The sequence below is a fragment of the Sphingobium sp. CECT 9361 genome (assembly GCF_918741285.1).
GTDB lineage: Bacteria > Pseudomonadota > Alphaproteobacteria > Sphingomonadales > Sphingomonadaceae > Sphingobium.
Map to the genome: position 1 here is coordinate 367,522 of NZ_CAKKNC010000001.1, position 23,324 is coordinate 390,845.

At 62.0% G+C, this 23,324-nt stretch carries 20 protein-coding genes; 15 read left to right on the forward strand and 5 right to left on the reverse strand.

The window, feature by feature from the left end:
* Positions 1–46: 46 nt before the first annotated feature.
* Positions 47–463, forward strand: coding sequence for a VOC family protein (locus LQ220_RS01610; protein WP_230186532.1), 417 nt, complete (start codon positions 47–49; stop codon positions 461–463).
* Between the two features lie 5 nt (positions 464–468).
* On the forward strand, positions 469–1,194 hold the full coding sequence (gloB, locus tag LQ220_RS01615; protein ID WP_230186533.1) for a hydroxyacylglutathione hydrolase: 726 nt from the start codon (positions 469–471) through the stop codon (positions 1,192–1,194).
* Between the two features lie 2 nt (positions 1,195–1,196).
* Here gloB and LQ220_RS01620 read toward each other — a convergent pair whose 3' ends face one another.
* The 3 genes from LQ220_RS01620 to LQ220_RS01630 form a co-directional block, all read right to left on the reverse strand.
* On the reverse strand, positions 1,197–2,987 hold the full coding sequence (locus LQ220_RS01620) for a long-chain fatty acid--CoA ligase (protein ID WP_230186534.1): 1,791 nt from the start codon (positions 2,985–2,987) through the stop codon (positions 1,197–1,199).
* 98 nt (positions 2,988–3,085) lie between these two features.
* A complete protein-coding gene (gene ggt, locus LQ220_RS01625) occupies positions 3,086–4,753 on the reverse strand; it encodes a gamma-glutamyltransferase (RefSeq protein ID WP_230186535.1) in 1,668 nt (555 codons plus the stop codon).
* 56 nt (positions 4,754–4,809) lie between these two features.
* Positions 4,810–5,844 (reverse strand): quinone-dependent dihydroorotate dehydrogenase, encoded by a 1,035-nt coding sequence (locus LQ220_RS01630; RefSeq protein WP_230186536.1) that lies wholly within the window; start codon positions 5,842–5,844, stop codon positions 4,810–4,812.
* Between the two features lie 468 nt (positions 5,845–6,312).
* On the opposite strand from LQ220_RS01630, the gene LQ220_RS01635 reads away from it, so the two are divergent.
* The 8 genes from LQ220_RS01635 to LQ220_RS01670 all read left to right on the forward strand — a co-directional run bounded on the left by LQ220_RS01635 (position 6,313) and on the right by LQ220_RS01670 (position 12,975).
* The gene (locus tag LQ220_RS01635) at positions 6,313–7,203 is read left to right on the forward strand and encodes an AraC family transcriptional regulator (RefSeq protein ID WP_230186537.1); all 891 of its coding nucleotides are present in this window, start codon (positions 6,313–6,315) and stop codon (positions 7,201–7,203) included.
* A 74-nt stretch (positions 7,204–7,277) separates the two neighbouring features.
* Positions 7,278–7,694 (forward strand): SUF system Fe-S cluster assembly regulator, encoded by a 417-nt coding sequence (locus LQ220_RS01640; RefSeq protein WP_230186538.1) that lies wholly within the window; start codon positions 7,278–7,280, stop codon positions 7,692–7,694.
* Entirely contained in the window at positions 7,691–9,175 is a 1,485-nt protein-coding gene (gene sufB / locus LQ220_RS01645) for a Fe-S cluster assembly protein SufB (RefSeq protein ID WP_230186539.1), read from the forward strand. The genes LQ220_RS01640 and sufB overlap by 4 nt, the downstream gene beginning before the upstream one ends.
* Positions 9,176–9,320: 145 nt before the next feature.
* The gene (sufC, locus tag LQ220_RS01650) at positions 9,321–10,079 is read left to right on the forward strand and encodes a Fe-S cluster assembly ATPase SufC (protein WP_230186540.1); all 759 of its coding nucleotides are present in this window, start codon (positions 9,321–9,323) and stop codon (positions 10,077–10,079) included.
* Positions 10,080–10,176: 97 nt separating this feature from the next.
* Positions 10,177–10,929, forward strand: coding sequence for a SufD family Fe-S cluster assembly protein (locus LQ220_RS01655; RefSeq protein ID WP_230186541.1), 753 nt, complete (start codon positions 10,177–10,179; stop codon positions 10,927–10,929).
* A complete protein-coding gene (locus LQ220_RS01660; protein WP_230186542.1) occupies positions 10,926–12,146 on the forward strand; it encodes a cysteine desulfurase in 1,221 nt (406 codons plus the stop codon). The genes LQ220_RS01655 and LQ220_RS01660 overlap by 4 nt, the downstream gene beginning before the upstream one ends.
* Entirely contained in the window at positions 12,143–12,616 is a 474-nt protein-coding gene (locus LQ220_RS01665; RefSeq protein WP_230186543.1) for an SUF system Fe-S cluster assembly protein, read from the forward strand. Before LQ220_RS01660 ends, LQ220_RS01665 begins: the two co-directional genes overlap by 4 nt.
* Positions 12,616–12,975 carry an iron-sulfur cluster assembly accessory protein gene (locus LQ220_RS01670; protein WP_230186544.1) on the forward strand — a complete coding sequence of 120 codons (360 nt, stop codon included), beginning with the start codon at positions 12,616–12,618 and terminating at the stop codon, positions 12,973–12,975. The genes LQ220_RS01665 and LQ220_RS01670 overlap by 1 nt, the downstream gene beginning before the upstream one ends.
* On the opposite strand, the gene LQ220_RS01675 is transcribed toward LQ220_RS01670, so the two are convergent.
* A complete protein-coding gene (locus tag LQ220_RS01675) occupies positions 12,972–15,275 on the reverse strand; it encodes a S8 family serine peptidase (RefSeq protein ID WP_230186545.1) in 2,304 nt (767 codons plus the stop codon). The two genes, LQ220_RS01670 and LQ220_RS01675, sit on opposite strands and share 4 nt — an antisense overlap.
* A 104-nt stretch (positions 15,276–15,379) precedes the next feature.
* On the opposite strand from LQ220_RS01675, the gene LQ220_RS01680 reads away from it, so the two are divergent.
* Positions 15,380–16,045, forward strand: coding sequence for a pyrimidine 5'-nucleotidase (locus tag LQ220_RS01680; RefSeq protein WP_230186546.1), 666 nt, complete (start codon positions 15,380–15,382; stop codon positions 16,043–16,045).
* 1 nt (position 16,046) lies between these two features.
* On the forward strand, positions 16,047–16,886 hold the full coding sequence (gene dapD / locus LQ220_RS01685) for a 2,3,4,5-tetrahydropyridine-2,6-dicarboxylate N-succinyltransferase (protein ID WP_230186547.1): 840 nt from the start codon (positions 16,047–16,049) through the stop codon (positions 16,884–16,886).
* Between the two features lie 12 nt (positions 16,887–16,898).
* Here dapD and LQ220_RS01690 read toward each other — a convergent pair whose 3' ends face one another.
* Entirely contained in the window at positions 16,899–18,614 is a 1,716-nt protein-coding gene (locus LQ220_RS01690; protein ID WP_230186548.1) for a hypothetical protein, read from the reverse strand.
* A gap of 451 nt (positions 18,615–19,065) precedes the next feature.
* On the opposite strand from LQ220_RS01690, the gene LQ220_RS01695 reads away from it, so the two are divergent.
* From LQ220_RS01695 to LQ220_RS01705, 3 genes are all read left to right on the forward strand, one after another.
* Entirely contained in the window at positions 19,066–20,892 is a 1,827-nt protein-coding gene (locus LQ220_RS01695) for an ABC transporter ATP-binding protein/permease (RefSeq protein ID WP_230186549.1), read from the forward strand.
* A gap of 167 nt (positions 20,893–21,059) precedes the next feature.
* A complete protein-coding gene (gene recQ, locus LQ220_RS01700) occupies positions 21,060–22,829 on the forward strand; it encodes a DNA helicase RecQ (RefSeq protein WP_230186550.1) in 1,770 nt (589 codons plus the stop codon).
* 64 nt (positions 22,830–22,893) lie between these two features.
* Entirely contained in the window at positions 22,894–23,322 is a 429-nt protein-coding gene (locus LQ220_RS01705; RefSeq protein WP_230187226.1) for a TIGR01244 family sulfur transferase, read from the forward strand.
* The last annotated feature ends 2 nt before the right edge of the window (positions 23,323–23,324 follow it).

Sequence of the window (23,324 nt, forward strand, 5' to 3'; positions counted from 1 at the left end):
CATCAGAGAGATGAACCGTTGCTTGATGACGGCGAATGGAGTTCTAATGCCCAAATACCTGCACACCATGATCCGCGTGACGGACATCGAAGCTACCGTGCGTTTCTTCAAATTGCTTGGCTTGGATGAGCAAAAGCGTTTCGACAATGCACAAGGGCGCTTTACGCTCGTCTTTCTTGCAGCGCCCGGTGACGAGGATGCGCAGGTCGAGTTGACGTATAACTGGGATCCCCAGGAATATGATGGGGGGCGCAATTTCGGGCATTTGGCGTACCGAGTCGAGAATATCTACGACACGTGCCAGCGGCTGATGGATGCAGGAGTGACGATCAACCGTCCGCCGCGCGACGGACATATGGCGTTCGTGCGCACGCCGGACAATATCTCGATAGAATTGCTGCAGGACGGGCATCTGGAGCCTGCCGAACCTTGGGCGTCCATGCCCAACACCGGGATATGGTGAGCACCATGGCGCTGGAAGTCGTTCGGATACCGGTACTGTCGGACAACTATGTCTGGCTGATGCACGATGATGTGAGCGGGGAGACGGTGGTGGTCGACCCCGCTGTCGCCGATCCGGTCCTGAACGTAGCGGCGGAGCGCGGCTGGACCATCACCCAGATTTGGAACACCCATTGGCACGGCGATCATGTTGGCGGCAATGCGGCGATAAGGGATGCCACGGGCTGTCGCATAACCGGGCCGGCGGCGGAGGCAGACAAGATCGCGACGCTGGACCGCACCGTAACCGAAGGCGATGTCGTTCGGATCGGTGCGCATAGCGCGATGGTGAAAGCGGTGCCGGCGCATACGACGGGTCATATTGCCTATCACATGGAAGGCGACGACATCCTGTTCATCGGCGATACCTTGTTTGCGATGGGTTGCGGGCGTCTGTTCGAAGGGACGGCGGCGCAGATGTTTGCCAACATGCAATGGCTCGCCACGCTGTCCGATGAGACGACGGTTTATTGCGCGCATGAGTATACGCAGTCGAACGGGCGATTTGCGCTGGTCGCTGAGCCTGACAATGAGGCGATCCGTACGCGAATGGAGCATGTCGATGCCGCCCGTGCGCAAGGAGAGGCCACGGTGCCCACCACCATCGGCCTGGAACGCGCGACCAACGTGTTTCTGCGCGCGAAGGATGCCGAGCATCTGGGGCAATTGCGCGCCGCGAAGGACGCTTCCTAGCGTTACGCTTTATACAAGGCGTCCATTCGCTGCTGATAGCGCGTGCGGATCACGTGGCGGCGGATTTTCATCGACGGCGTCATTTCTTCATTGTCGACGCTGAACGGCTCGTCGGCCAAAACGAAGCGCCTCACGCGCTCGGTGACGGACAGGTCGGCATTCACCTTGTCCACGGCTTCGCGTATGGCTGCGATGAAGTCTGTGTTCTGGCTCAGGCAGGGCAGATCGCTTGCCACGCCTTTTGCCTTGGCCCAGTCGCGGACCCACTCGGCATCCGGCACGATAAGGCCGACGATGTAGGGCCGCTTGTCGCCCGACACCATCACCTGCCCGATTTCCGGTTGCAGCGTCAGCATACCTTCGATTTTCTGAGGTGCGACATTGTCGCCCTTGTCGTTGACGATCAGATCTTTCTTGCGGTCTGTGATCTTGATGCGACCTTTGGCGTCGATCTCGCCGATGTCGCCGGTATGAAGCCATCCGTCGATCAGTACGCGCTCACTTTCCGCTGGGTTGCGCCAGTATCCGTGCATGACCAGTTCGCCGCGCACCAGCAATTCGCCATCTTCGGCGATCCTGACTTCTACGCCGTCGAGTGGTGGCCCGACTGTGTCCATAGCGATGCCGACTTTAGGTCGGTTGCAACTGATGACCGGACCTGCCTCCGTCTGGCCATAGCCTTGCAGCATGGTGATACCGAGCGAATGGAAGAATATGCCGACATCGGGATTGAGCGGCGCGCCGCCTGACACCATCGCCTTGATTCGACCGCCGAAGCGCTGCTGCACCTTTGGCCGGATGGTGCGATCGACCAAAAGACGCATGGGTAAGTCGAGCAGACTGGATCGCCCGGTCAGGCGCTTCTCACCAACGCGCAGCGCCTGGTTGAGGAGCATCATCGGCACCTTGCCCTGCTTCTCTATGCCCTTGAGTACGCGGGCGCGCAGCACTTCGAACAGGCGGGGGACGACAACCATGAGGGTCGGACGAACTTCCTCGATATTCCCGGCCAGTTTCTCCAGGCTTTCGGCATAATAGATTTGTGCGCCGGAAATGATCGGAAGGAACTGACCACCGCTATGCTCATAAGCATGGCTTAAGGGGAGGAACGATAAGAAAATCTCGTCTTCCCAACCGCCGAAATCCTCGATCAGCAGCTTGAGCGCGCCTTCGACATTGCACAGAATGGACCCGTGATGCTGCATCACCCCGCGCGGGGCGCCGCCCGTGCCGCTGGTGTAGATGATGCAGGCGAGGTCGTCGCGCGTTGCCGTCTGCGCGGCGGCGCATTCAGCGATATCGATGGGATGCGCCGCGATCAGCGTTTCCCACAGTGCGCAACGGACGCTGTCGCCCTGCATGCCCCGGATCGGTTCCATGCCAATGACCAGCCGCGCCTGCGACCGCAGGACAGCGGGGAGCAAGGTCTTGGCGAGCTTGGCGGTGGACACGATGACGGCTGTCGCGCCGCTGTCGGTCAGAATATGCGCATGATCGCGTATGGTGTTTGTGGTGTAGGTCGGCACGGTGACGCAGCCCGCCGCCATGATCGCCAGATCTGCGATGCAGAATTCCGGTCGGTTTTCGCTGACCAGCATCACACGGTCGCCGGGCCGCAAACCTTCCGCTTTTAACGCTGCCGCCAGGGAAGCGACCTGTTGCGCGACATCCCGCCAGCTTAGCGACTGCCACATTCCATCACGTTTGCGCGATAGGAACGGCGCGTCGCCGCCTGCTTGTGCGCGGGCAAAGAACATGGCGGTCAGGCTGGGAAAGCGTTCAATCGTGCGCATCTGATCTCCTGCGGCTTATACGCCCATCCTGCCGGAAGGGTTGCCGATCCGGTGATGTATAATGTCGGCGTGTCGTAAGAGCCAGTTGTGCTTGGTTGTTATTCGGTTCGCGATTCGCCCGGACCGCGTGGATCGGCGGCACCTACCCAGTGACCGTTTTCAAAGGCGGCGGAGTTGGCCTTAAGGCCCAGTTTCGCGACCGTCACCTTGTGGCCCAGCGCTTCCATCGCGGTTTTCATCGGCTCCAGCGTGGTGCCTTGCTCCAGAATGATGCCGTTCTTATTGAAGTAGACGAGGCCAAGCCCAATCGAATCCATTGCCGACAACCCCCAGTCGAGCCGCGCGATAAGCGCCTTGGCGACTTGCATGATGATCGTCTTGCCGCCCGCCGCGCCTACGGTGAATATCGGCTTGCCCGTTTCGTCGTAGACGATTGTAGGGGACATCGAAGAAAGCGGACGTTTGCCGGCCTCGACACGATTGGCGACTGGCGCGCCGTTCTTTTCCGGGGCGAAGGTAAAGTCGGTCAGTTCGTTGTTCAGCATATAGCCGTTGGCTACCAACTGGCTGCCGAAGGGGCTTTCGACGGTGGAGGTCATGGTGGCGATGTCGCCTGCGCGGTCGATGGCGATGAAATGAGTCGTTCCGTGGACTTCGGAAGAAATCGCAGCCGTCCGGGGTTTGGCGCCGGGAGGCGTGCCGGCTTCATAAGCGGTAAGGCTCTTCTTTTCGGACAGCAGCCGCGACCGGGACGTCAGATAGGCTGGATCGATCAGCCCCGCGACCGGCACGTCCACGAAGTCGCGGTCGGCCAGATAGGTCTCACGGTCGGCATAGGCCAGTTGCATGGCCTCGGCGATAAGGTGCCAGGCGACAGGATTGTCCTTGCCGAGTGCCTTCATGTCGAACCGTTCGACCATACCCAGAATCTGCAGCACAGTGGTAGCGCCGGAAGACGGCGGACCCATGCCGCAAATGGTATAGACGCGATAATGGCCGCATACGGCGGCGCGCTCCTTCGCCTGATAGCCTGCAAGATCGGCAACAGTCAGCGGGACGGGGTTTTTTGGCGCGCCGGAAACCGCTGCGCTGATCGCTTCTGCGTTCGCGCCGCTGTAGAACGCCTCCGGCCCCTTCGCGGCAACATCCTTCAGGATCGCGGCCAGCGCCGGATTGCGGATGTGCGTGCCGACCGGAACTGGCGCGCCGTCCTTCCAGTATAACTTTTGCACCTCGGGGAAATCGGCATGGATTTTCTGGACGGAGGTCAGCGAGTTGAACAGTCGGGGCGTTACGTCATATCCGTCTTCCGCCAGCTTGATAGCGGGACCGAAGAGGTCCGCCCAGGGCAGCTTCCCCCATTTGGCATGGGCCTTCGCCATTAGTGCGACATTGCCCGGTACGCCGACCGAATAACCGCCCGGCCAGGCGTCGATGAAAGAGAGTGGTGCGCCGTCCGCGCCGACAAAGCGTGTCGGCGTCGCAGCGGCGGGTGCCGTCTCACGTCCGTCAATAGTGTCGATCAGGCCAGTGGACGCCTGATGATGGACGAGGAACCCGCCGCCGCCGATGCCGCTGGATTGCGGTTCCACAACGGTAAGCGCGAGCATCATCGCCATAGCGGCGTCGGTGGCGCTGCCGCCTTTGTGCAGAATTTCCATGCCCGCGTCGCTGGCGCGCGGATCGGCAGATGTAACAACCCCTTGGGCAAGGGCGGGCACCGGGAGGATGAGAAGGGCGAGCGAAACGAAGAGGCGTTGGATCATGCGCGCCAGACTATCGGCTGGCGGTGGTCCGGCAAGTCTTTTGTGGCACTTGCCAATCAGGCGTCGATCCCGACCGCTTGTGCGATGTTGGTGAAGCCATCGCGTGCCATCAGGCTTTTGAGACCTTTATGGATGCTACGCGCCAGCATTGGCCCTTCATACACCATCGCACTGTATATCTGGACAAGCGACGCGCCTGCCCGGATGCGCGCATAGGCTTGCTCGGCGGTCGATATGCCACCGACCCCGATCAGCGGAAGGGTCGTGCCGACGACCTGGCGAAAATCGCGCAGCCGTTGCAGCGACAGGTCGTGAAGCGGGGCGCCTGACAAGCCGCCGCTCTCGGCAGCATGCGCAGAGGTCAAAGATGGGCGCGATATCGTTGTGTTGGATATAATGAGCGCGTCGATCCGGTGGGTGATACATGCATCCGCTATATCGGCGATGTCGGCAGGTTCGAGATCTGGCGCGACCTTCAGGAAGATCGGCGTTCTGTCGGCGCCACGGGCATCCATGACCGCAGCCAGCAAGGTGTCCAGAGCAGCCTTATCCTGCAAGGCGCGCAGGCCCGGTGTATTGGGGGAGGATATGTTGACGGTCAGATAATCGGCAAGCGGAGCCATTGCCCGCACGCCCGTCGCATAATCGGCGATGCGATCGGTCGCGTCCTTGTTCGCGCCGATATTGATGCCGACGATGCCTGGCCCCTTGGGGCGCCTGGAAATGCGCGCTGCCGCTGCGGCCTGCCCACCATTGTTGAAGCCCATGCGATTGATGACTGCCCGATCCTCGACCAGTCGGAAAAGCCGCGGGGCAGGGTTGCCACCCTGGGGCAGAGGCGTCAGTGTCCCAAGTTCCGCGAAGCCGAAGCCTAGCCCGTGCATCTTGTGCGCGACCAAGCCGTCCTTGTCGAAGCCAGCGGCCAGACCCACCGGGCCGGGAAAGGTGAGGCCGGCGACTTGGCTGATTAACATCGGTTCCGGCTTCTGGCGCGCCCCGAGGGGCAGCATATGCAACAACTTGAGGGTCAGACCATGCGCTGTTTCTGAATCGATACGAAAAAGAAATGGGCGAAGGAGGGGGTAAATCATCCTTGCCCTATGCCAGCCGACCGGTTGCACGTCAAAGCGCCGCTATGGCCATGTTACTGTGACAAGTGCGCAACATCAGAACAGGTAAAGAGGTGTGTCGGGTTTGTTTTGATCGTTACAATGTCGAATCTATACAATAAAATTGCAGCCACAATAACCTACAGGGCTCCTGCGACCCGAAGGACTCTAGTCATTGACAAAGAGACCTTTTCCTAGGCCCGGACGGAAAACCGTCCGGGCCTTTTTTAGTATGTTTTCTGGATTTATCTGGGGGGCTACGGAACGAGTATCGATGCTCGAATGTTGCCGACAATCACAAAGACATTGCTTAGGATGCAACGGAGCGTATTGCATAAATGGGGGGGTAGAGATGCGCATGGGTGGGAGCATGGCAATTGCAGCAGTCCGTGAAGGACCAATTTTGCTGCCCTGCGTTTTCCTCCTGTCCCCTGTTCGGCTTTGAAGCCCATGGCTACGCATCCTAACCCGGTACCTGCCCCGGACCTTGCGCCTGTCGACCTCCACTATTTTGCGCCTCCTGTGGCGCTGCGCAGCTATTTCGGATCCTTGTACCGTTTCACCGTAACTTTGCCGTCCTATCGCGATGTTACGCGGGCGGATGCCGGGCAGTTGCGCTTCATGATGTCGGGTGACGGCCACTACACCTTTCACGACGGACGCGATGTGCCGACGCCGGAGGTGTGCTTGCTGGGCCCGACAATGGGGGCAACGAGTTTCTGTCTGGACAGCCCCTCGGACGTATGGGGCGTTTCGCTATTGCCTCTTGGGTGGTTCGCGCTGGATGGCGGCGATGTTAGCCGCATGGTGGATGGTTTGGCCGACATGACGGTGGAGCATGGTCCCGACTATGCGACATTGCTCGAGCAGTTGCGCGATATCAGAACGGATAATGTCGAAAGTGCTGCCCGCATCTGGGCCTTTTTGGGATCGCGGTTGCAGCCAGTCTCTTCGACCATGCAGGGAGTCATCGAAAGCGTCGATGCGTGGCTGAGTGACGAACATTCGCCGCGCGTCGCCGATCTGGTCACAGCGACCGGGCTTTCCGATCGACAGGTCGCGCGGATCACCAACCGGCTGTATGGCGGTCCGCCAAAGCTGCTGGCCCGTAAATATCGCGCGTTAAGGTGCGCCGTGAGGATCGCGGTCGATCATACGCCTTGGCAGGAACTGTGCGATTCCTCGACATTCTACGATCAGTCGCATTTCATTCGTGAGATCAAACATTTCGTTGGTCTGACCCCGCATCAGTTGATGACCGACCCTACCGAAGTCGCGCGCCTGACCCTGCAGCGGCGCGACATGGGCATGGCCATGGCGGAGATCAATCGGATCAGTTGACCCGCAAGGGTTGATTTCGCGCCCTTTTGGGACCACATGCCAATCGGAACGATTTACTCCGATTGGGATTCGCCATGCGACTGTCCAGCCTTGCCGACTATGCCATTGTCGTAATGTCCGCCGCCGCGCGTGCGGATGGCGACGTGCGCCTGTCGGCAACCGACATTGCGGTGCAAACCGGGGTGCCGTTGCCGACGGCCCAGAAATTACTGGGGCGGCTCGCCGCGGCGGGACTGCTCGAATCCGCACGCGGCACGGGCGGGGGATTTGCATTGGCTCGCACAGCCGAAACCATCAGCCTAGCGGATATCGTCGAAGCGGTCGAAGGCCCTATCGCCATGACCGCCTGTGTCGAGGAAGGTGCGGATCGCCATGATTGCGCGCTGGAAACCACATGCCGCGTCCGTCCGCATTGGAGTGCCGTCAACGGTGCCATTCGCGGTGCGCTTGCCGGTGTGTCGCTGACCAGCCTTTCGAGAGAAGCCGTATGACCGACACTGAAACCACTGTTCGCAATGCCGAAGCGCAGGAAGCGGTCGACCGCGCCTCCACCTATGAATTTGGCTGGGCGAGCGACATTGAGCAGGACTTTGCGCCCAAGGGGCTGAGCGAAGACACTGTCCGCTTCATCAGCGCCAAAAAGAATGAGCCGCAGTGGATGCTCGACTGGCGGCTCAAGGCCTTTGCCATGTGGCAGAAGATGGAAGCGCCGGACTGGGCGAAGCTGAACGTTCCGCCCATCGATTATCAGGACGCTTATTACTATGCCGCGCCCAAGCCGCGCGCGGAGATCGACTCGCTGGACGAGGTCGATCCGGAAATCCTGCGCACCTATGAAAAGCTGGGTATTCCCATTGCTGAGCAGGAAATGCTCGCTGGGGTGAAGGGCAGTCGGAAGATCGCCGTGGACGCCGTTTTCGACAGCGTGAGCGTCGCCACCACCTTCCGCAAGGAGCTGGAGGAAGCAGGCGTCATCTTCCGCTCGATCAGCGAAGCGGTGAAAGAATATCCCGATCTGGTGCGCAAGTGGCTCGGCAAGATCGTGCCGATGCATGACAATTACTTCGCGACATTGAATTGCGCGGTCTTTTCGGACGGTACGTTCGTTTACATTCCTGAGGGCGTGCGTTGCCCGATGGAGCTGTCCACCTATTTCCGTATCAACGCGGAGAATACCGGTCAGTTCGAGCGGACGCTGATCGTCGCGGAGAAGGGCAGCTATGTCTCCTACCTCGAAGGCTGCACCGCGCCGATGCGTGACGAGAACCAGTTGCACGCCGCTGTGGTCGAACTGGTCGCGATGGACGACGCGGAGATTAAATATTCGACGGTGCAGAACTGGTATCCGGGCGATGCGGACGGCAAGGGCGGTATCTACAATTTCGTGACCAAGCGCGGGCTGTGTCAGGGCAAGAACAGCAAGATTAGCTGGACGCAGGTGGAAACCGGCTCTGCGATCACATGGAAATATCCAAGCTGCGTGCTGGCGGGCGAGAACAGCGTCGGGGAATTCTACTCCGTCGCGCTGACCAACAATATGCAGCAGGCCGATACCGGGACCAAGATGATCCATCTGGGCAAAGGGTCGCGATCGACCATCGTGTCGAAGGGGATCAGCGCGGGGCGGTCTAACAACACCTATCGCGGGTTGGTGCGCGTGGCGGCGACCGCGGAGGGCGTGCGCAACTTCACGCAGTGCGACAGCCTGCTGCTGGGCGACCAGTGCGGCGCGCATACCGTGCCCTATATTGAGGTGAAGAACCCGAGCGCGCAGATTGAGCATGAGGCGACGACGTCGAAGATTTCGGACGATCAGTTGTTTTACGCGATGCAGCGCGGGCTGGACACCGAGAGCGCGGTGTCGCTGATCGTCAACGGCTTTGCGAAGGAAGTGCTGCAGCAACTGCCGATGGAGTTCGCGGTTGAGGCGCAGAAGTTGCTGGGGATCAGCCTTGAGGGGTCGGTCGGGTGATTTCGGCGCACTCCCACCCCGTCATGCCGGACCTGATCCGGCATCCCGCTTCTTCGTCGTTAGCGCGTGAAGGCAGCGGGACCCCGGATCAAGTCCGGGGCGACGAACAGAGATGGGCCTTCTTGGCCGAGATAACGGAATGACAATGCTCCAGATAAACAACTTAACTAACGCCATCGACGGCAAGGCTATCCTCAAGGGCCTGTCGCTCACCCTCAACGCAGGCGAGATCCATGCGATCATGGGGCCGAACGGGGCGGGGAAGTCTACCTTGGCCTATACGCTGGGCGGGCGCCCCGGTTATGAGGTTACGGGCGGCTCCGCGACCTTCGACGGGGCGAATCTGTTCGCGATGGACCCCCATGAGCGGGCCGCTGCAGGGCTGTTCCTCGGCTTCCAGTATCCGGTCGAAATCCCCGGTGTTTCCAACCTGCAATTCCTGCGCGAGAGCCTGAACAGTCAGCGGCGCGCACGCGGGGAGAAAGACCTGACCGGCGGCGAGTTCATCAAGCTGGCCAAGGAAAAGGCTGCGCTGCTGGGCCTCGACATGGAAATGTTGAAGCGTCCGGTGAATGTCGGCTTTTCGGGTGGCGAGAAGAAGCGCAACGAGATGGTGCAGATGGGCATCCTCGATCCCAAGGTCGCTATCCTCGATGAGACGGACAGCGGCCTCGATATCGATGCGCTCAAGATCGTGGGCGCGGGGATCAATGCGATCATGCGGAAGCCTGACAAGGCGGTACTGCTGATTACGCATTATCAGCGGTTGCTCGACTATGTGCAGCCTGATTTCGTGCATGTGCTGGCCGGTGGACGGATCGTGAAATCCGGCGGGCCGGAACTGGCGCTGGAACTGGAACGCGAAGGCTATGCCGATGTGGTCGGCACAGAGTTGGCTGCATGAGCGCCGCAGGCACCTTCTTCCTCCGCGTCTCCGCGTCTCCGCGCGAACACAATATTATCGCGCGGAGACGCGGAGACGCGGAGAAGGGGTTGCTTCGATGATTGCGCTTGCCCTTCCTACGTGGCGTGATGAAGCGTGGCGGTATAGTGATTTCGATGCGCTGGCGCGTGTCTGGCCGGTTGCAGCGCCGACACGTGTCACCGTTGCTTCGGGTGAGACGACGCATCGGCATTTGGTGCAGGATGCTGCCGACGGCGCGACGGCGATCCATGATTATGTGATCGACATTGCCGATGGTGCCGCGTGCCATTTCCATGTGCTCAACATCGGTGGCGCGCTGGGCCGCGTGACGCTGGACGTGACGCTGGGTGAAGGCGCGCATTTTGAGCTGGGCGGGGCGATCATCGGTGGCGGGCATCAGACGCTGGAGATCGTCACGACGCTGAACCACGCTCTGCCGAATGCGACCAGCCAGCAGACGATCCGGTCGATTCTGGCGGGGCATTCGACAGGCAGCTATCTGGGCAAGATCGCGGTGGCGCGCGGCGCGCAAAAGACCGACGCGGCGCAGTCGGTAAAGGCCATGTTGCTCGACCGGACAGCGACCGCGAACGCCAAGCCGGAGCTGGAAATCTATGCTGACGACGTGAAGTGCGCGCATGGCGCGACGGTGGGTGAGTTGGACAAGGCGGCGTTGTTTTACATGGCTTCGCGCGGCATGGACCCGGTGACGGCGCGGACATTGTTGTTGCAGTCGTTCATTGCGGGTGTGTTCGACAGCGTGGCGGACGAGGATGTGCGGGCGATGCTGGAAACGGCGGCGTTGGCGAAGCTGGAGGCGTTGTCTTGAATATCGGTACAACCCTCCCGCTCGGGACGAACGGAGGATATCGCCACGACTTCCCCGGTGTACTCGACTGGCACTATCTTGATACCGCTGCCACTGCGCAGAAGCCGCAAGCTGTGATCGATGCTATCGCGCGGGCCTATGGCGAGGATTACGCCACTGTCCATCGCGGTGTTTATGCGCGATCCGCCAATATGACGCTGGCCTATGAAGCAGCGCGGCGGAAGGTTGCGGCGTTCCTTGGCGCGGCTTCGGACAGCGAGATCGTGTTCGTGCGGGGCGCGACCGAGGGGATCAATCTGGTCGCGCAAAGCTGGGGCGGGGCGAGCCTTCAGTCTGGTGATCGCATTCTGCTGTCGATGCTGGAACATCACAGCAATATCGTGCCGTGGCAGTTGATTGCCGAGAAAGTCGGCGCGCATATCGATGTCGTTTCGCTCACCCATGACGGACAGATCGATCTGGACGCGATGGCGGCGATGATCACCCCCGCGCACAAGATTGTGGCGCTGGCGCATGTGTCGAATGTGCTGGGATCGGTGCTGGATGCGCGCCGCGCCGCCGACATTGCGCATAGCGTCGGTGCGAAGCTGTTGCTCGACGGGTGTCAGGCCGTGCCGCGGCTTGCGGTGGACGTGCACGCGCTCGATTGTGACTTCTATGTGATGTCTGCGCACAAGTTGTACGGCCCGACCGGGATCGGGGCGTTGTGGGCGCGGCAGGATATCCTCGATGCGATGCCGCCGTGGCAGGGCGGCGGGTCGATGATCGACAAGGTGACGTTCGAAAAGACCACTTATGCCCCCGCACCGACCCGGTTCGAAGCGGGGACGCCGCATATCGTCGGCGTTGTCGGTCTGGCGGCGGCCATCGATTATGTACATGGCATCGGGCTGGATGTGATCCACGCGCATGAATGCGGGTTAGTCGCGCAGGCGCGGGAAGCGTTGCAGGGGTTGAATTCCGTGCGTGTATTCGGGCCGGATAACAGCGCAGGCATCCTTAGTTTCGAAGTCGAGGGGGTGCATCCGCACGACGTCGGCACCATATTGGACGAGGAAGGCGTGGCGATCCGCGCCGGGCATCATTGCGCGCAACCGCTGATGCGTCATCTGGGCGTCGAAGCGACTGCGCGGGCCAGCTTTGGCATTTACAACGATGAAAGCGATGTCGCGGCGCTGGTGCGCGGGATCGAACGAGTGAGGAAAATCTTCGGATGAACGAAGAAACGAAAATAGCCGTCGAGGAAGTTTCGGCAGTCGATGCACCGCCCAAGGCGCGGGTGGAGGATATCGAGTCTCCGGGCGAGAAGCTGGAGCGGAAACGCGATTATCTGGACGGATTCCTGAACGCGAAACCGACTGAGGCCGCAATCGGCGAACCCGGTAGCTCGCTGTATGATGGGATCATCGAGGCGTTGAAGGACATATTCGATCCCGAAATTCCGGTGAATATCTACGATCTTGGCCTCATCTACGGCGTCGAAGTGACCGACGACGGCCATGCGGTCGTATCGATGACGCTGACGACCCCGCACTGCCCGGTCGCCGAGACGATGCCTGCCGAAGTGGAACTGCGCGTCGGTGCGGTGCCCGGCGTAGGCGATGTCGAAGTCAATCTGGTCTGGGACCCGCCATGGGATCCGGGCAAGATGAGCGACGAAGCGAAGCTCGAACTGGGGATGCTGTAATGTCCACCGAAGTTAAAACACGGGTACGCCCTGCTGCCGTAATCCTGACGCAAAGCGCGGAGAAGCGGATTGCTGACCTGATGGCCAAGGCACCGGAAGGCACCATTGGCGTCAAGCTTTCAACGCCGCGGCGCGGTTGTTCGGGGCTGGCTTACTCGGTTGATTATGTCAGTGATGAAGCCAAATTCGACGAGAAGATCGAAACGCCGGGCGGCACCTTCTACATCGACGGTGGGTCGGTGCTGTACCTGATCGGATCGACGATGGATTGGGTGGAGGACGATTTCACGGCAGGGTTCGTGTTCGCCAACCCCAATGCCAAGGGAAGCTGCGGCTGCGGCGAGAGCTTTACGATTTAAAATTCCATATTGAACCGCATCGCGCCGCCGATCTCGTCAGGGAACCAGACAAGGTTGCCGCGTTGCTGGCGACGATACAGGTTCGATGTCAGCCAGCCGCTACCTAACGGTAGCGCATAGACCATTTCCTGATCGATCTGTCGCCCCGTCGGCGCGAGATTGAGATCGACACGCCCCATCGTCGCGGACTGCGTTGCATAGTCATAAGCCGTGGGTAGCAACAGCCTCAGGCCGCCCGTTTCCACGCGCAATGGTTGTGAAAGGCGCAGGGCGAAGCGATCGGCGTGACGAAACAGGCTGCGCCGTTCGGCATCCAGCGCCCAGGCGTTGGTGGTGAGGTGAGCTTGCGACCCGGCTTGGGTCCAGCCCTGCCGGTATGAGGCGCCGACATTCCAGCCTTCGCCAGCATCGAAGCGTGCGGAAGCATCTACGAACAGGCTGCGTCCGGCTAGTGCGCCAATTACGGGAGCAAAACGCGCGCCCAGCAATGTGCCGTTCTCGCGCAGGTGGGTGAAACCAGTGGAAAGTTGCACAGGTCCGGCGTCGCGCGTCGCGGCGACGCTGAAACTGGCATAACGCTGACGGTCGTTGCGCAGGCGCTCGAAAGCCAGCGTATCGTCGAACTGCTGCCATACGCGCCCGTTTTCTGCGGAGGCGGTCAGGGTCAGGCGTGCGCCGATGCGATGCTGCAGGGCCATGCTTGTCCCGGTCGCTCCCTCGAAGCCGGTGCTGGTGTTCGCGCCGTTGGCGATGAGGAAAGGCGGCTGCGCTATGTCGCCCATCCGTGCGGTGAGGCTGGCGGCGCTTTGTGCGAAGCCGAGCGCCAGCGTCGTGTCCGGCCCGATGCGCGTCAGGATCGCGCTGGACAGCACATGCGCGCGGTCGGCGTCCTGCTGCGAGAGCATGAGCCGCTGGCTGGTGATGGCGCCATCCCGGCCAGGTGCGATCGACAAGGCGATGCTGACCGGGCCGGTGGAACTGGCGAAGCTGCGGGTGCGGCCTTGCAGCGCGGGGGCGAGGCTGAGGCTGGGCGTTGCGGCGGCGACGGTCGGGGCGATGTCGATACTATAGGCGCGACCCAGACTGTCGAGGGCTATCGTCTGGGATGTGCCAGTGCCGGTGGCGTCACCCATGGCGGGGGACAATGTGCCGTTGCTGGTGAGCGAAACTGAAAGAGCGCTGCCCGCAAGGTTGGTCGATCCCGATGGCGCAAAGGCACGCGCGATGTTCAGCACGCCGCGTCCGTAGACCGCGTCCGCGCCCGGAGCGCCTGCGTCGTTGGCGCTGCTGAGAAGGAGCGAGACGATCTGCTGGCTCGTAAGATTGGGGAAAGCCTGCGCCAGCAATGCCGCTGCGCCCGCAATCTGGGGCGCGGAAAAGGACGTCCCAGTGTAGAGATACTGCACACCCTTATTGTCCTGCGACAGTACGCGCTCCCCCAAGGCGTTCAGTGTCGATTGCTCATAGCCCAGGGCGCCGTCCGAGAAGCTGCTGTGCGTGCCGCTCGCATCGACCGAACCGGCGATGATGACGAGACCGCGTCCCCCTCCTGCATCGACGATGGAGGTCGCGAAGGAATCCGGTGCGGCCACGCCGTCATTGCCCGATGCCACGACGATGATGACCCCGGCGGCGGTGGCGCGATCGACCGCTGCGGCAAGGTTGGAGGGCACGGCGCCCCCGCCAAGCGAGATGTTGACCACGCGCGCACCGCTGACGCGCGCATGATCGAGCGCTTGCGTGATGGCGGTGGTACTGTGCTGGCATCCGCTTTTCGGGTCGCTGGGGCTTTCGGTCGCGCAGCTTCCGGGGGTATCGGTGCGCAAGGCAAGGATCGTTGCGTCCCATGCCATGCCCAGCGTCTTGCTGTTGTTGCGTGCCGCCGCCAGCACGGTGGTGACGGCTGTGCCATGCCCGCCGGTATCCTCGATGGAGCCATTGCCGGCAAAGTCGCGCGAGGCGCGGCTGATCCGGCCGGAAAATTCAGCGTTGGCGGTGGCAATGCCGCTGTCGATCACGCCGACGGTCACGTCCTTGCCGCTGGCGCCTGCTTGGTACGCCACTATCGCGCCATGCTGCGCCGGACCATCCGAGCCGCGATATTCAGTCGTATCGTAATTGGTGGGCGTGGGCGTGGGGGCGGGAGCCGGAGCCGGCGCGGGTGTCGGCGTCGGTGTGGCTGGAGGTGCAGGAGTGGATGCAATCCCTCCGCCCCCGCCACCGCCGCCTCCGCAGGCCGAAAGGGCGCTTCCGGCAAGGAGCAACGCGAAGAGCGCGGCACGCTGACGCAGTAATGTCATTTCCATGTTCCCCTGCTGCCTCGATCTTTACTCTGCACCGCAAGCGATGAACATTAATTTAAACGCGGCTTGCCCGGATTGCTTTGCCCGCCTAATCAGCCGCCATGCGCGCGGACTTCGCCCATATCGACAGCTGGATCTTCGATCTGGACAACACGCTGTATCCGGCGAAGGCGGACCTGTTCGGCCTGATCGACATAAAGATGGGCGAGTTTATCCAGACGCTGCTGGGATGCGACCCGGTAGAGGCGCGGCGGGTGCAGAAGGGCTACTTCATGGCGCATGGCACGACGCTGGCCGGGTTGATGCGCGACCACGGCACCGATCCGCATGAGTTTCTGGACTATGTGCACGACATATCGCTGGACCGAATCGTCGCGGACCATGACCTGATCGACCATATCGCGATGCTGCCGGGGCGGCGGCTGATCTTCACCAATGGCGACGCGGCCTATGCGGGACGCGTGCTGGCGAAGCTGGGCCTGACCGACGCATTCGAGCTGATCCATGACATCCATGCTTGCGCCTATGTGCCAAAGCCCGATCCTTCGGGTTATGCCATGCTGTGCGATGTGCATCAAATCGATCCGGCACGCAGTATCTTCTTTGAGGATATGGCCCGCAACCTGATTCCCGCCAAGGCGCTGGGGATGACAACGGTGTGGGTGAACAACGGATCGGAAGCGGGCAATGTCGATGCCCATACCGATTATATCGACTATGAAATCGAACATTTGACGCCGTTTCTGGCGGATATCCATGGGGACTGACATGCACGACGCACTGATTGCCACGATTGATGCCGCCTGGGAGGCACGCACCGACATCGGTGTGACCACCACCGGCGAAGTGCGCGACGCTGTCACCACCGCGCTGCGGATGGTCGATGCAGGCGAAGCACGGGTGGCGGAACCGGTCGAAGGCGGCTGGCAGGTCAATCAGTGGTTGAAGAAAGCCGTGTTGCTCTCGTTCCGGCTGAACGACAATGCGCTGATCCCCGGCGGGCCGGGCGGCAGCTTCTGGTGGGACAAGGTGCCGAGCAAGTTCGACGGCTGGGACGAAGCGCGGTTCCGCGCTGCGGGCTTCCGCGCCGTTCCCGGCTCCATCGTTCGGGCGGGGGCCTATGTAGCCAAGAATGTCGTGCTGATGCCCAGCTTCGTCAACATCGGCGCGTTTGTGGACGAGGGTACGATGGTCGACACCTGGGTAACGGTGGGTAGCTGCGCGCAGATTGGCAAGAACGTGCATCTGTCGGGCGGCGTGGGTATCGGCGGCGTGCTGGAGCCTTTGCAGGCCGATCCGGTCATCATCGAGGACGATTGCTTCATCGGTGCGCGGTCCGAAGTGGTTGAGGGCGTGCGGATCGGCAAGGGATCGGTGCTGTCTATGGGTGTGTTCATTACCAAGACGACCAAGATCGTGGACCGCAGCACAGGCGAAGTGTTCATCGGCGAGGTACCGCCTTATTCCGTGGTCGTTCCCGGTTCGCTGCCCGGCAAGCCCCTGCCCGATGGGACGCCCGGCCCGAACCTGGCCTGCTGCGTCATCGTCAAGCGGGTGGACGCACAGACGCGGTCGAAGACGGCGATCAACGAACTGCTGCGCGACTAACGGCCGTCCGAGTCAGCCAAACACGCCGCGGTCGCGCAAATACCGCACCATCCGGTCGGCCAGTTGCGGGGTGAGTACGATCTTTTGCAGTACCGCGTCGGGCGCGGCGTCCGGGGCGGCGTTGACGGCGCGCGCTGCGGACTGCCATTTCGTTCGTGCCATTGCGCGGTCGCCTGCGGCGGCATAGGCGACCGCCAGAGTTACATCATAGGCAGGCTTGCGATATTCCTGGCCCATCGGCAGGCTGAGCGCAAAGCGCAACGCCGCTTCGCCTTCGCCTCGATTGCCCATGCTGACCAGGATCGGCATGGCCATGAACGCAGGTAAGGACGGGTCGAGCAACCATGCCCGCTTCAACGTCTCCTCATAATCCTTGTCCCCGCACTGATACATGAACAGCCCGGTCTGGGCGTAGGCGAGACTGTCGAAGGGGTTGCGCTCCAGTGCACGGAGGGCATTTGCCCGGCCCAGTTCGCACATGCCGTTGGCATAGGCCGCAAGGGCCATGGCCATCGCAGCCTCGGCGGAATGCGGGTTGGCATCGATAGCCTGCCGTGCCAGCGGCAACGCCTCACGCCGGATCGTTTCGCTATTTTCCGGCTGCTGAGTCGCATCCCTGAACCGCATCACGATTTCAGCGGACAAGGCAGGGCTGTAGCCAGGGTCGCGCGTCAATGTCTCCTGCAGGCACCGGTGCACCGGTGCCTGCAGTTCCACGGCATTGGCAGTGTAGTATTCGGTGTAGCGCATCATGCACGGAAAACCGGGTGAGAAGTCCCCTGAAAGGATGTTCCGCTCACGCGCGCCGATGACGCCGAATGGCGACATGATCGTTGCAATGGTGGGGCTGAGTGCTTCGCGCAACGACCCGACATCGGCCATTTCCAAGCGCTGGGACCAAAATTGCGTCCCGTCGCGGCTGTTCGACAAGGTGAGATACAGCAGTTTCCGCTCGGCACCGACCAGCGTTCCTGTCAGCCGATAATCGCTCGCGGGTCGAGTGCTTCCTTTCCCGCGCGTCGCAAGCGGTCGTACCGAAAGCGACCAGGAGCGATGCAGGGCATCGCCCAACACACGATCGATACGCTCCGCGAGGAGTGGGTCGGCGCCATCGACCGCATCGACAGGCGCGATATCCATTACAGGCGAAGGGGCAAGCGAAGCAGTTTGTACGGCAACGGCAGGCGGACGACCTGGCGTGCCTTTCGATCTGTCGACGATCGCCCAGGCGGTCACGAGCAGGAGGATGGCGACTGCCGCCGTGGCGAAAGCGACGGCCGGCCTGCGATACAGGGGTATCGGGACGGGAGAGGGCAGCTCCGGCGATATCGTGTCTGGGCAGGGAGAAGTGAGCGTGCCGATCAGCCAATGTACCTTGTAACTGCCATTGGGGATGGCGACGCGGATCCCATCGGGGCCATCGCCAGCATGCTCATAAAATTCCGCGATCATGCGACGCAGGCGTCCTACCTGGACACGAGGATAGCTGTCCGACTGCGGATCGAAACCGCTGTCCTTTCCCAGCCCATCGACAGCTACGCCATAGGCCTTGAGATTGTCGCCGCGTCCTGCGAAAGTTTCCGCTACCAGAAAGCGCAAAAGCCGGCGCATGACCGGCGCACGCTGAAATGCCGCGCTCGCACAGATGCGTTCGACTTCGGCATGGTATACTACGTCACTCGATGTAATGGCAGCATCCGCGTTGGTTGGCTCGTCGACCTGTGCCACGCTCTTCCCAATATGGTAATTTCGATTTCGGCTGGATGCCCTTGTCATAGCACCACATTACCATGTGTTTCCAGAAGATTGAGGCTGATCCGGATTAGGACATGTTACCGTTACATCATTTGATGTGACTTGTTCAGCAAAGGGCGCGCGATACAGCGAAGTCTGCATGTTCAGCGATGTACGTTTCAACGTACAGCGGCGATGCGCGGCTTTGATCGTCTTGCTGTGTCCCCACACCTCGGCAAGCTCGGCAAACCGACATCGTTGATGCATGCCGTTAGCGGTGGACCGCGAGGAAAACCGGTGGCGACGCACCTGCCGCCCGGATCGAATATGGAGGATCCCCACCCTCCCCATATTCGATCCGGGCTGTTTTTATGGATGAGCCCCGCACCGCAGGTTTCTATGCGGCGCAGTTGGTTTCAGACCCGATCTCGCCTACAGGGACGCCATGCCTCCCGATTATGCAGCCACATTGGTGCCCCGCGCCGACGCGCCTCCCGCCTGGACGACGCTCCGCCGGTTCTTCATCTACCTCTGGCCAAAGGATTCGCGTGCGCTGAGGGTGCGGGTCGTGTTGGCCATGCTGCTGGTGGTCGCGGCCAAGGCAACCGCATTTGCAATGCCGTTCCTGTACAAGGCCGTTATCGACCGGATGACGCCGGGGCTGGAGCCGGTAGCAGGCCTCGCCATTGCGCTGGTCGGTGCCTATGCGTTTGCGCGCTTCGTATCGGTGGTGTTCGACAATGTCCGCAATGTCGTGTTCGAGCGGGTGGGGCAGGAAGCGACCCGGCGGCTGGCCGAGCATGTGTTCGGCCATCTGCATCGCTTGTCGCTGCGCTTCCATCTGGACCGCAAGACCGGCGCAGTGACCAAGATCGTGGAGCGCGGGACCAAGAGCATCGACACGATGCTGTATTTCCTGCTGTTCAATATCGCGCCCACGGTGCTGGAGCTGGCGGCGGTGTGCATCTATTTCCAGATCAAGTTCGGCTTTGGCATGGTCGCCGCTACGTTGGCGATGGTCGGCCTCTATATCTGGTTCACGCGGACCGTGACCGAATGGCGCAATCAGTTGCGGCGCGACATGGTGGACCTGGATACCGGCGCCGTGGCCCATGCCGTCGATAGCTTGCTCAATTTTGAAACGGTGAAGTATTTCGGAGCGGAGCGGCGTGAGGCGGATCGCTATGGCAATGCCATGCGGCTCTATGCGGCGGCTGCAGTCAAGTCGGAGAACAGCCTGGCGTGGCTCAACATTGGCCAGTCGCTGATTACCAACCTGATGATGGCGGGCGCGATGGGCTATACCGTGTGGGGGTGGAGCCGGGGGACTTTCAGCACCGGCGACGTGGTGCTGGTCAATGGCCTGCTCACGCAGCTTTTCCGGCCGCTCGATTTGCTGGGCATGGTGTATCGCACGATCCGGCAGGGGCTGATCGACATGGAAGCGATGTTCGCGTTGGTCGATACGCCGCAGGAGATTGTCGACGTGCCCACCGCCCCGCCGCTGAATGTGGCGCAAGGTGAAGTGCGGTTCGACAATGTGGTGTTCGGATACGACAAGGAACGCGAGATCCTGCACGGTATCAGCTTTACGATTCCGGCGGGCAAGACGCTGGCCATTGTGGGGCCGTCGGGCGCGGGCAAATCGACCATCGCGCGGTTGCTGTTCCGCTTTTACGACATTCAGTCGGGCCGCATCCTGATCGACGGGCAGGATATCGCCAAGGTGCAGCAGGACAGCCTGCGTGCCGCCATCGGTATCGTGCCGCAGGACATGGTGCTGTTCAACGACACGGTCGGATACAACATCGGCTACGGGCGTGCCGGGGCGAGCCGCGAGGAGATCGAGGCGGCGGCGAAGGGCGCGTCGATCCATGAATTCGTGCTGTCGCTGCCGGAAGGATATGACACGCGGGTCGGTGAGCGTGGGCTCAAGCTGTCCGGCGGCGAGAAGCAGCGTGTGGCGATTGCCCGGACGCTTGTGAAGAACCCGCCGATTCTGGTGCTGGACGAAGCGACCAGTGCGCTCGATAGCCGGACCGAGGAAGCGATTCAGGGCGTGCTGGGCGAGATTTCGAGGCGGCGCACGACGATCATTGTCGCGCATCGGCTGTCGACGGTGGTCGAGGCGGACGAGATTATCGTGCTGGATGCCGGCAGCGTGCGGGAACGCGGGACACATGCGCAATTGCTACGGGCGGGGGATCTGTATGCGTCGATGTGGGCGCGGCAGGCGCAGGAGCGCGAGACGGGTGAGGTGGTGGAGGCTTGACCACGGTTGCGCCTACGTCCTGCCCTATCTAAAGCGGCACCACTAACCGATCCGTTCGTCCCGAGCGCAGTCGAGGGGCAGGTGGCGCGCGGTGCGCAAGGTGTCTCGACTACGCTCGACACGAACGGCGGCAAGTTAATGCCTCACAGTAAAGTCATCCTGTCCTAATGCCCCGCGATCCCCGCCAGCTTCTGCACGACATTTTCGGCTTTCCTGCCTTTCGCGGGGTGCAGGCGGATGTCGTTGCGCGGGTCATGGCGGGGCAGCGGACGCTGGCGATCATGCCGACCGGGGCAGGCAAGTCGCTTTGCTATCAGCTTCCCGCCGTCGCGTTCGATGGGTGCTGCGTGGTGGTCTCGCCGCTGATCGCGCTGATGCACGATCAGTTGCGGGCGGCGCAGGCAGTGGGCATCCGGGCGGCCAGCCTCACCAGTGTCGACGCGGACTGGCGGGAGACGCAGGATCGGTTGCGCAATGGCGATCTCGATCTGCTGTATGTCGCGCCGGAGCGGGCGAGCGGGGAGGGTTTCCGGTCGCTGCTGCGCTCTGCGAACATCGCGCTGTTCGCCATCGACGAAGCGCATTGCGTGTCTGAATGGGGGCATGATTTCCGCCCGGACTATCGCCTGCTGCGGCCGCTGCTGGACGAGTTTCCCGATGTCCCGCGCCTTGCGCTGACGGCGACGGCGGATGCGCATACGCGGGCGGATATCCTCAAGCAGCTTGGTATCCCGGCTGAGGGGATGATCATATCGGGCTTCGACCGGCCCAATATCCGCTATGCGGTGCATCCGCGCGATGGCCTGAGCAAACAGATCGCCGACTTGCTGGCGGTGCAGCCGGGGCCGGGGATTATCTATGCGCAGACCCGCGCCGCGACCGAGAAGATGGCGGCCAGCCTGTCGGTCGGCGGGCGGCAGGTGCGCGCTTATCATGCCGGACTGGACCCCAAGGTGCGTAGCGCCAATCAAGCCGCCTTCATCGCCAGCGAGGATATGGTGATGGTGGCGACGGTTGCGTTCGGCATGGGGATCGACAAGCCGGACGTGCGCTTTGTGGCCCATGCGGGGCTGCCGAAATCGATTGAAGGCTATTATCAGGAATCGGGCCGTGCTGGGCGCGATGGCGAACCGGCGGAAGCGCATCTGTTCTGGGGCGCGGAGGATTTTGCGCGCGCTCGACAGCGGGTGATGGAAGTGGAAGCGGCGCGCCAGCAAGGCGAGCGGGTGCGGATATCGGCGCTGGGCGCCTTGGTTGAAACGGGGGGGTGCCGCCGTGCGGTGCTGCTGCGGCACTTTGGCGAAGATCCGCCTGCAACCTGCGGCAATTGCGACAATTGCATCACGCCGCCCGCCAGCATCGACGCGACCGAGACGGCGCGCAAGTTCCTCTCCGCCGTCTATCGCACCGGGCAGAGCTTTGGCGTGCAGCATATCGAAGCGGTGCTGACGGGCGCGGCGAATGACAAGGTGCGGCAGCGGGGGCATGACAAGCTGTCGGTGTCTGGTATCGTATCGGGGGATGAGGTTGCGCTGTTGCGCCCGGTGTCCCGCGCGCTGCTGATCCGCGATGCGCTGGAGACGAACGAGCATGGCGGGCTGATACTGGGGCCGAATGCGCGGCCTATCCTGCGGGGCGAGGAGACGGTGCCGCTGGTGCTGCCGCCCAAGCGTGCGCGGCGGCGCAATGCCCGCGATGGCAGCGCCGCGAACCCCAGCGACGATCCACTGTTCGATGCGCTGCGCGCCTGCCGCCGCGAGCTGGCACTGGAGGCCGGGGTGCCGCCTTATGTGATCTTCCACGATTCGACGCTGCGCGAAATGGCGCAGTATCGGCCCGACAGCCTTTCGGCGCTGGGCACCGTCAGTGGTGTGGGGACGCGCAAGCTGGAAGCCTATGGCGATGCGTTCCTGACGGTGCTGCGCCGCTTCGGCTGATCCCTTGAAAGCGGGCGGCATATTGGGCATGGCGCGGGGAGCATTGCAGAAGGACACGCCGCTTATGTTCCGTCAGGTCACCGATACGCTCTATGTCGCGCCGCAGATCGGCGTGGGGGACATCAAGCAAGCGAAGGCGCTGGGCGTGACGATGGTGGTCAACAACCGCCCCGAAGGCGAGGAACCCGGCCAGCCGACCGGCGCGGAGATCGAAGCAGCGGCGACGGCAGCGGGCCTGAGCTATGCTGCGGTGCCGGTCACCCACGCGGGTTTTGCGCCGTGGCAACTGGACGGGATGGCCGAAGCGCTGGAACAGGCAGGAGACGGCAAGGTGCTCGCCTTCTGCCGATCCGGTACGCGGAGCACTTTGCTGTGGGCGCTGACCCGTGCGCGGGCGGGGGATGACGCCGATGCGCTGGCGGGACAAGCGGCGGCGGCGGGATATGACCTGTCGCCGATCCGGCAGATTATGGATGCTGTGCGGGGCGGGTAACG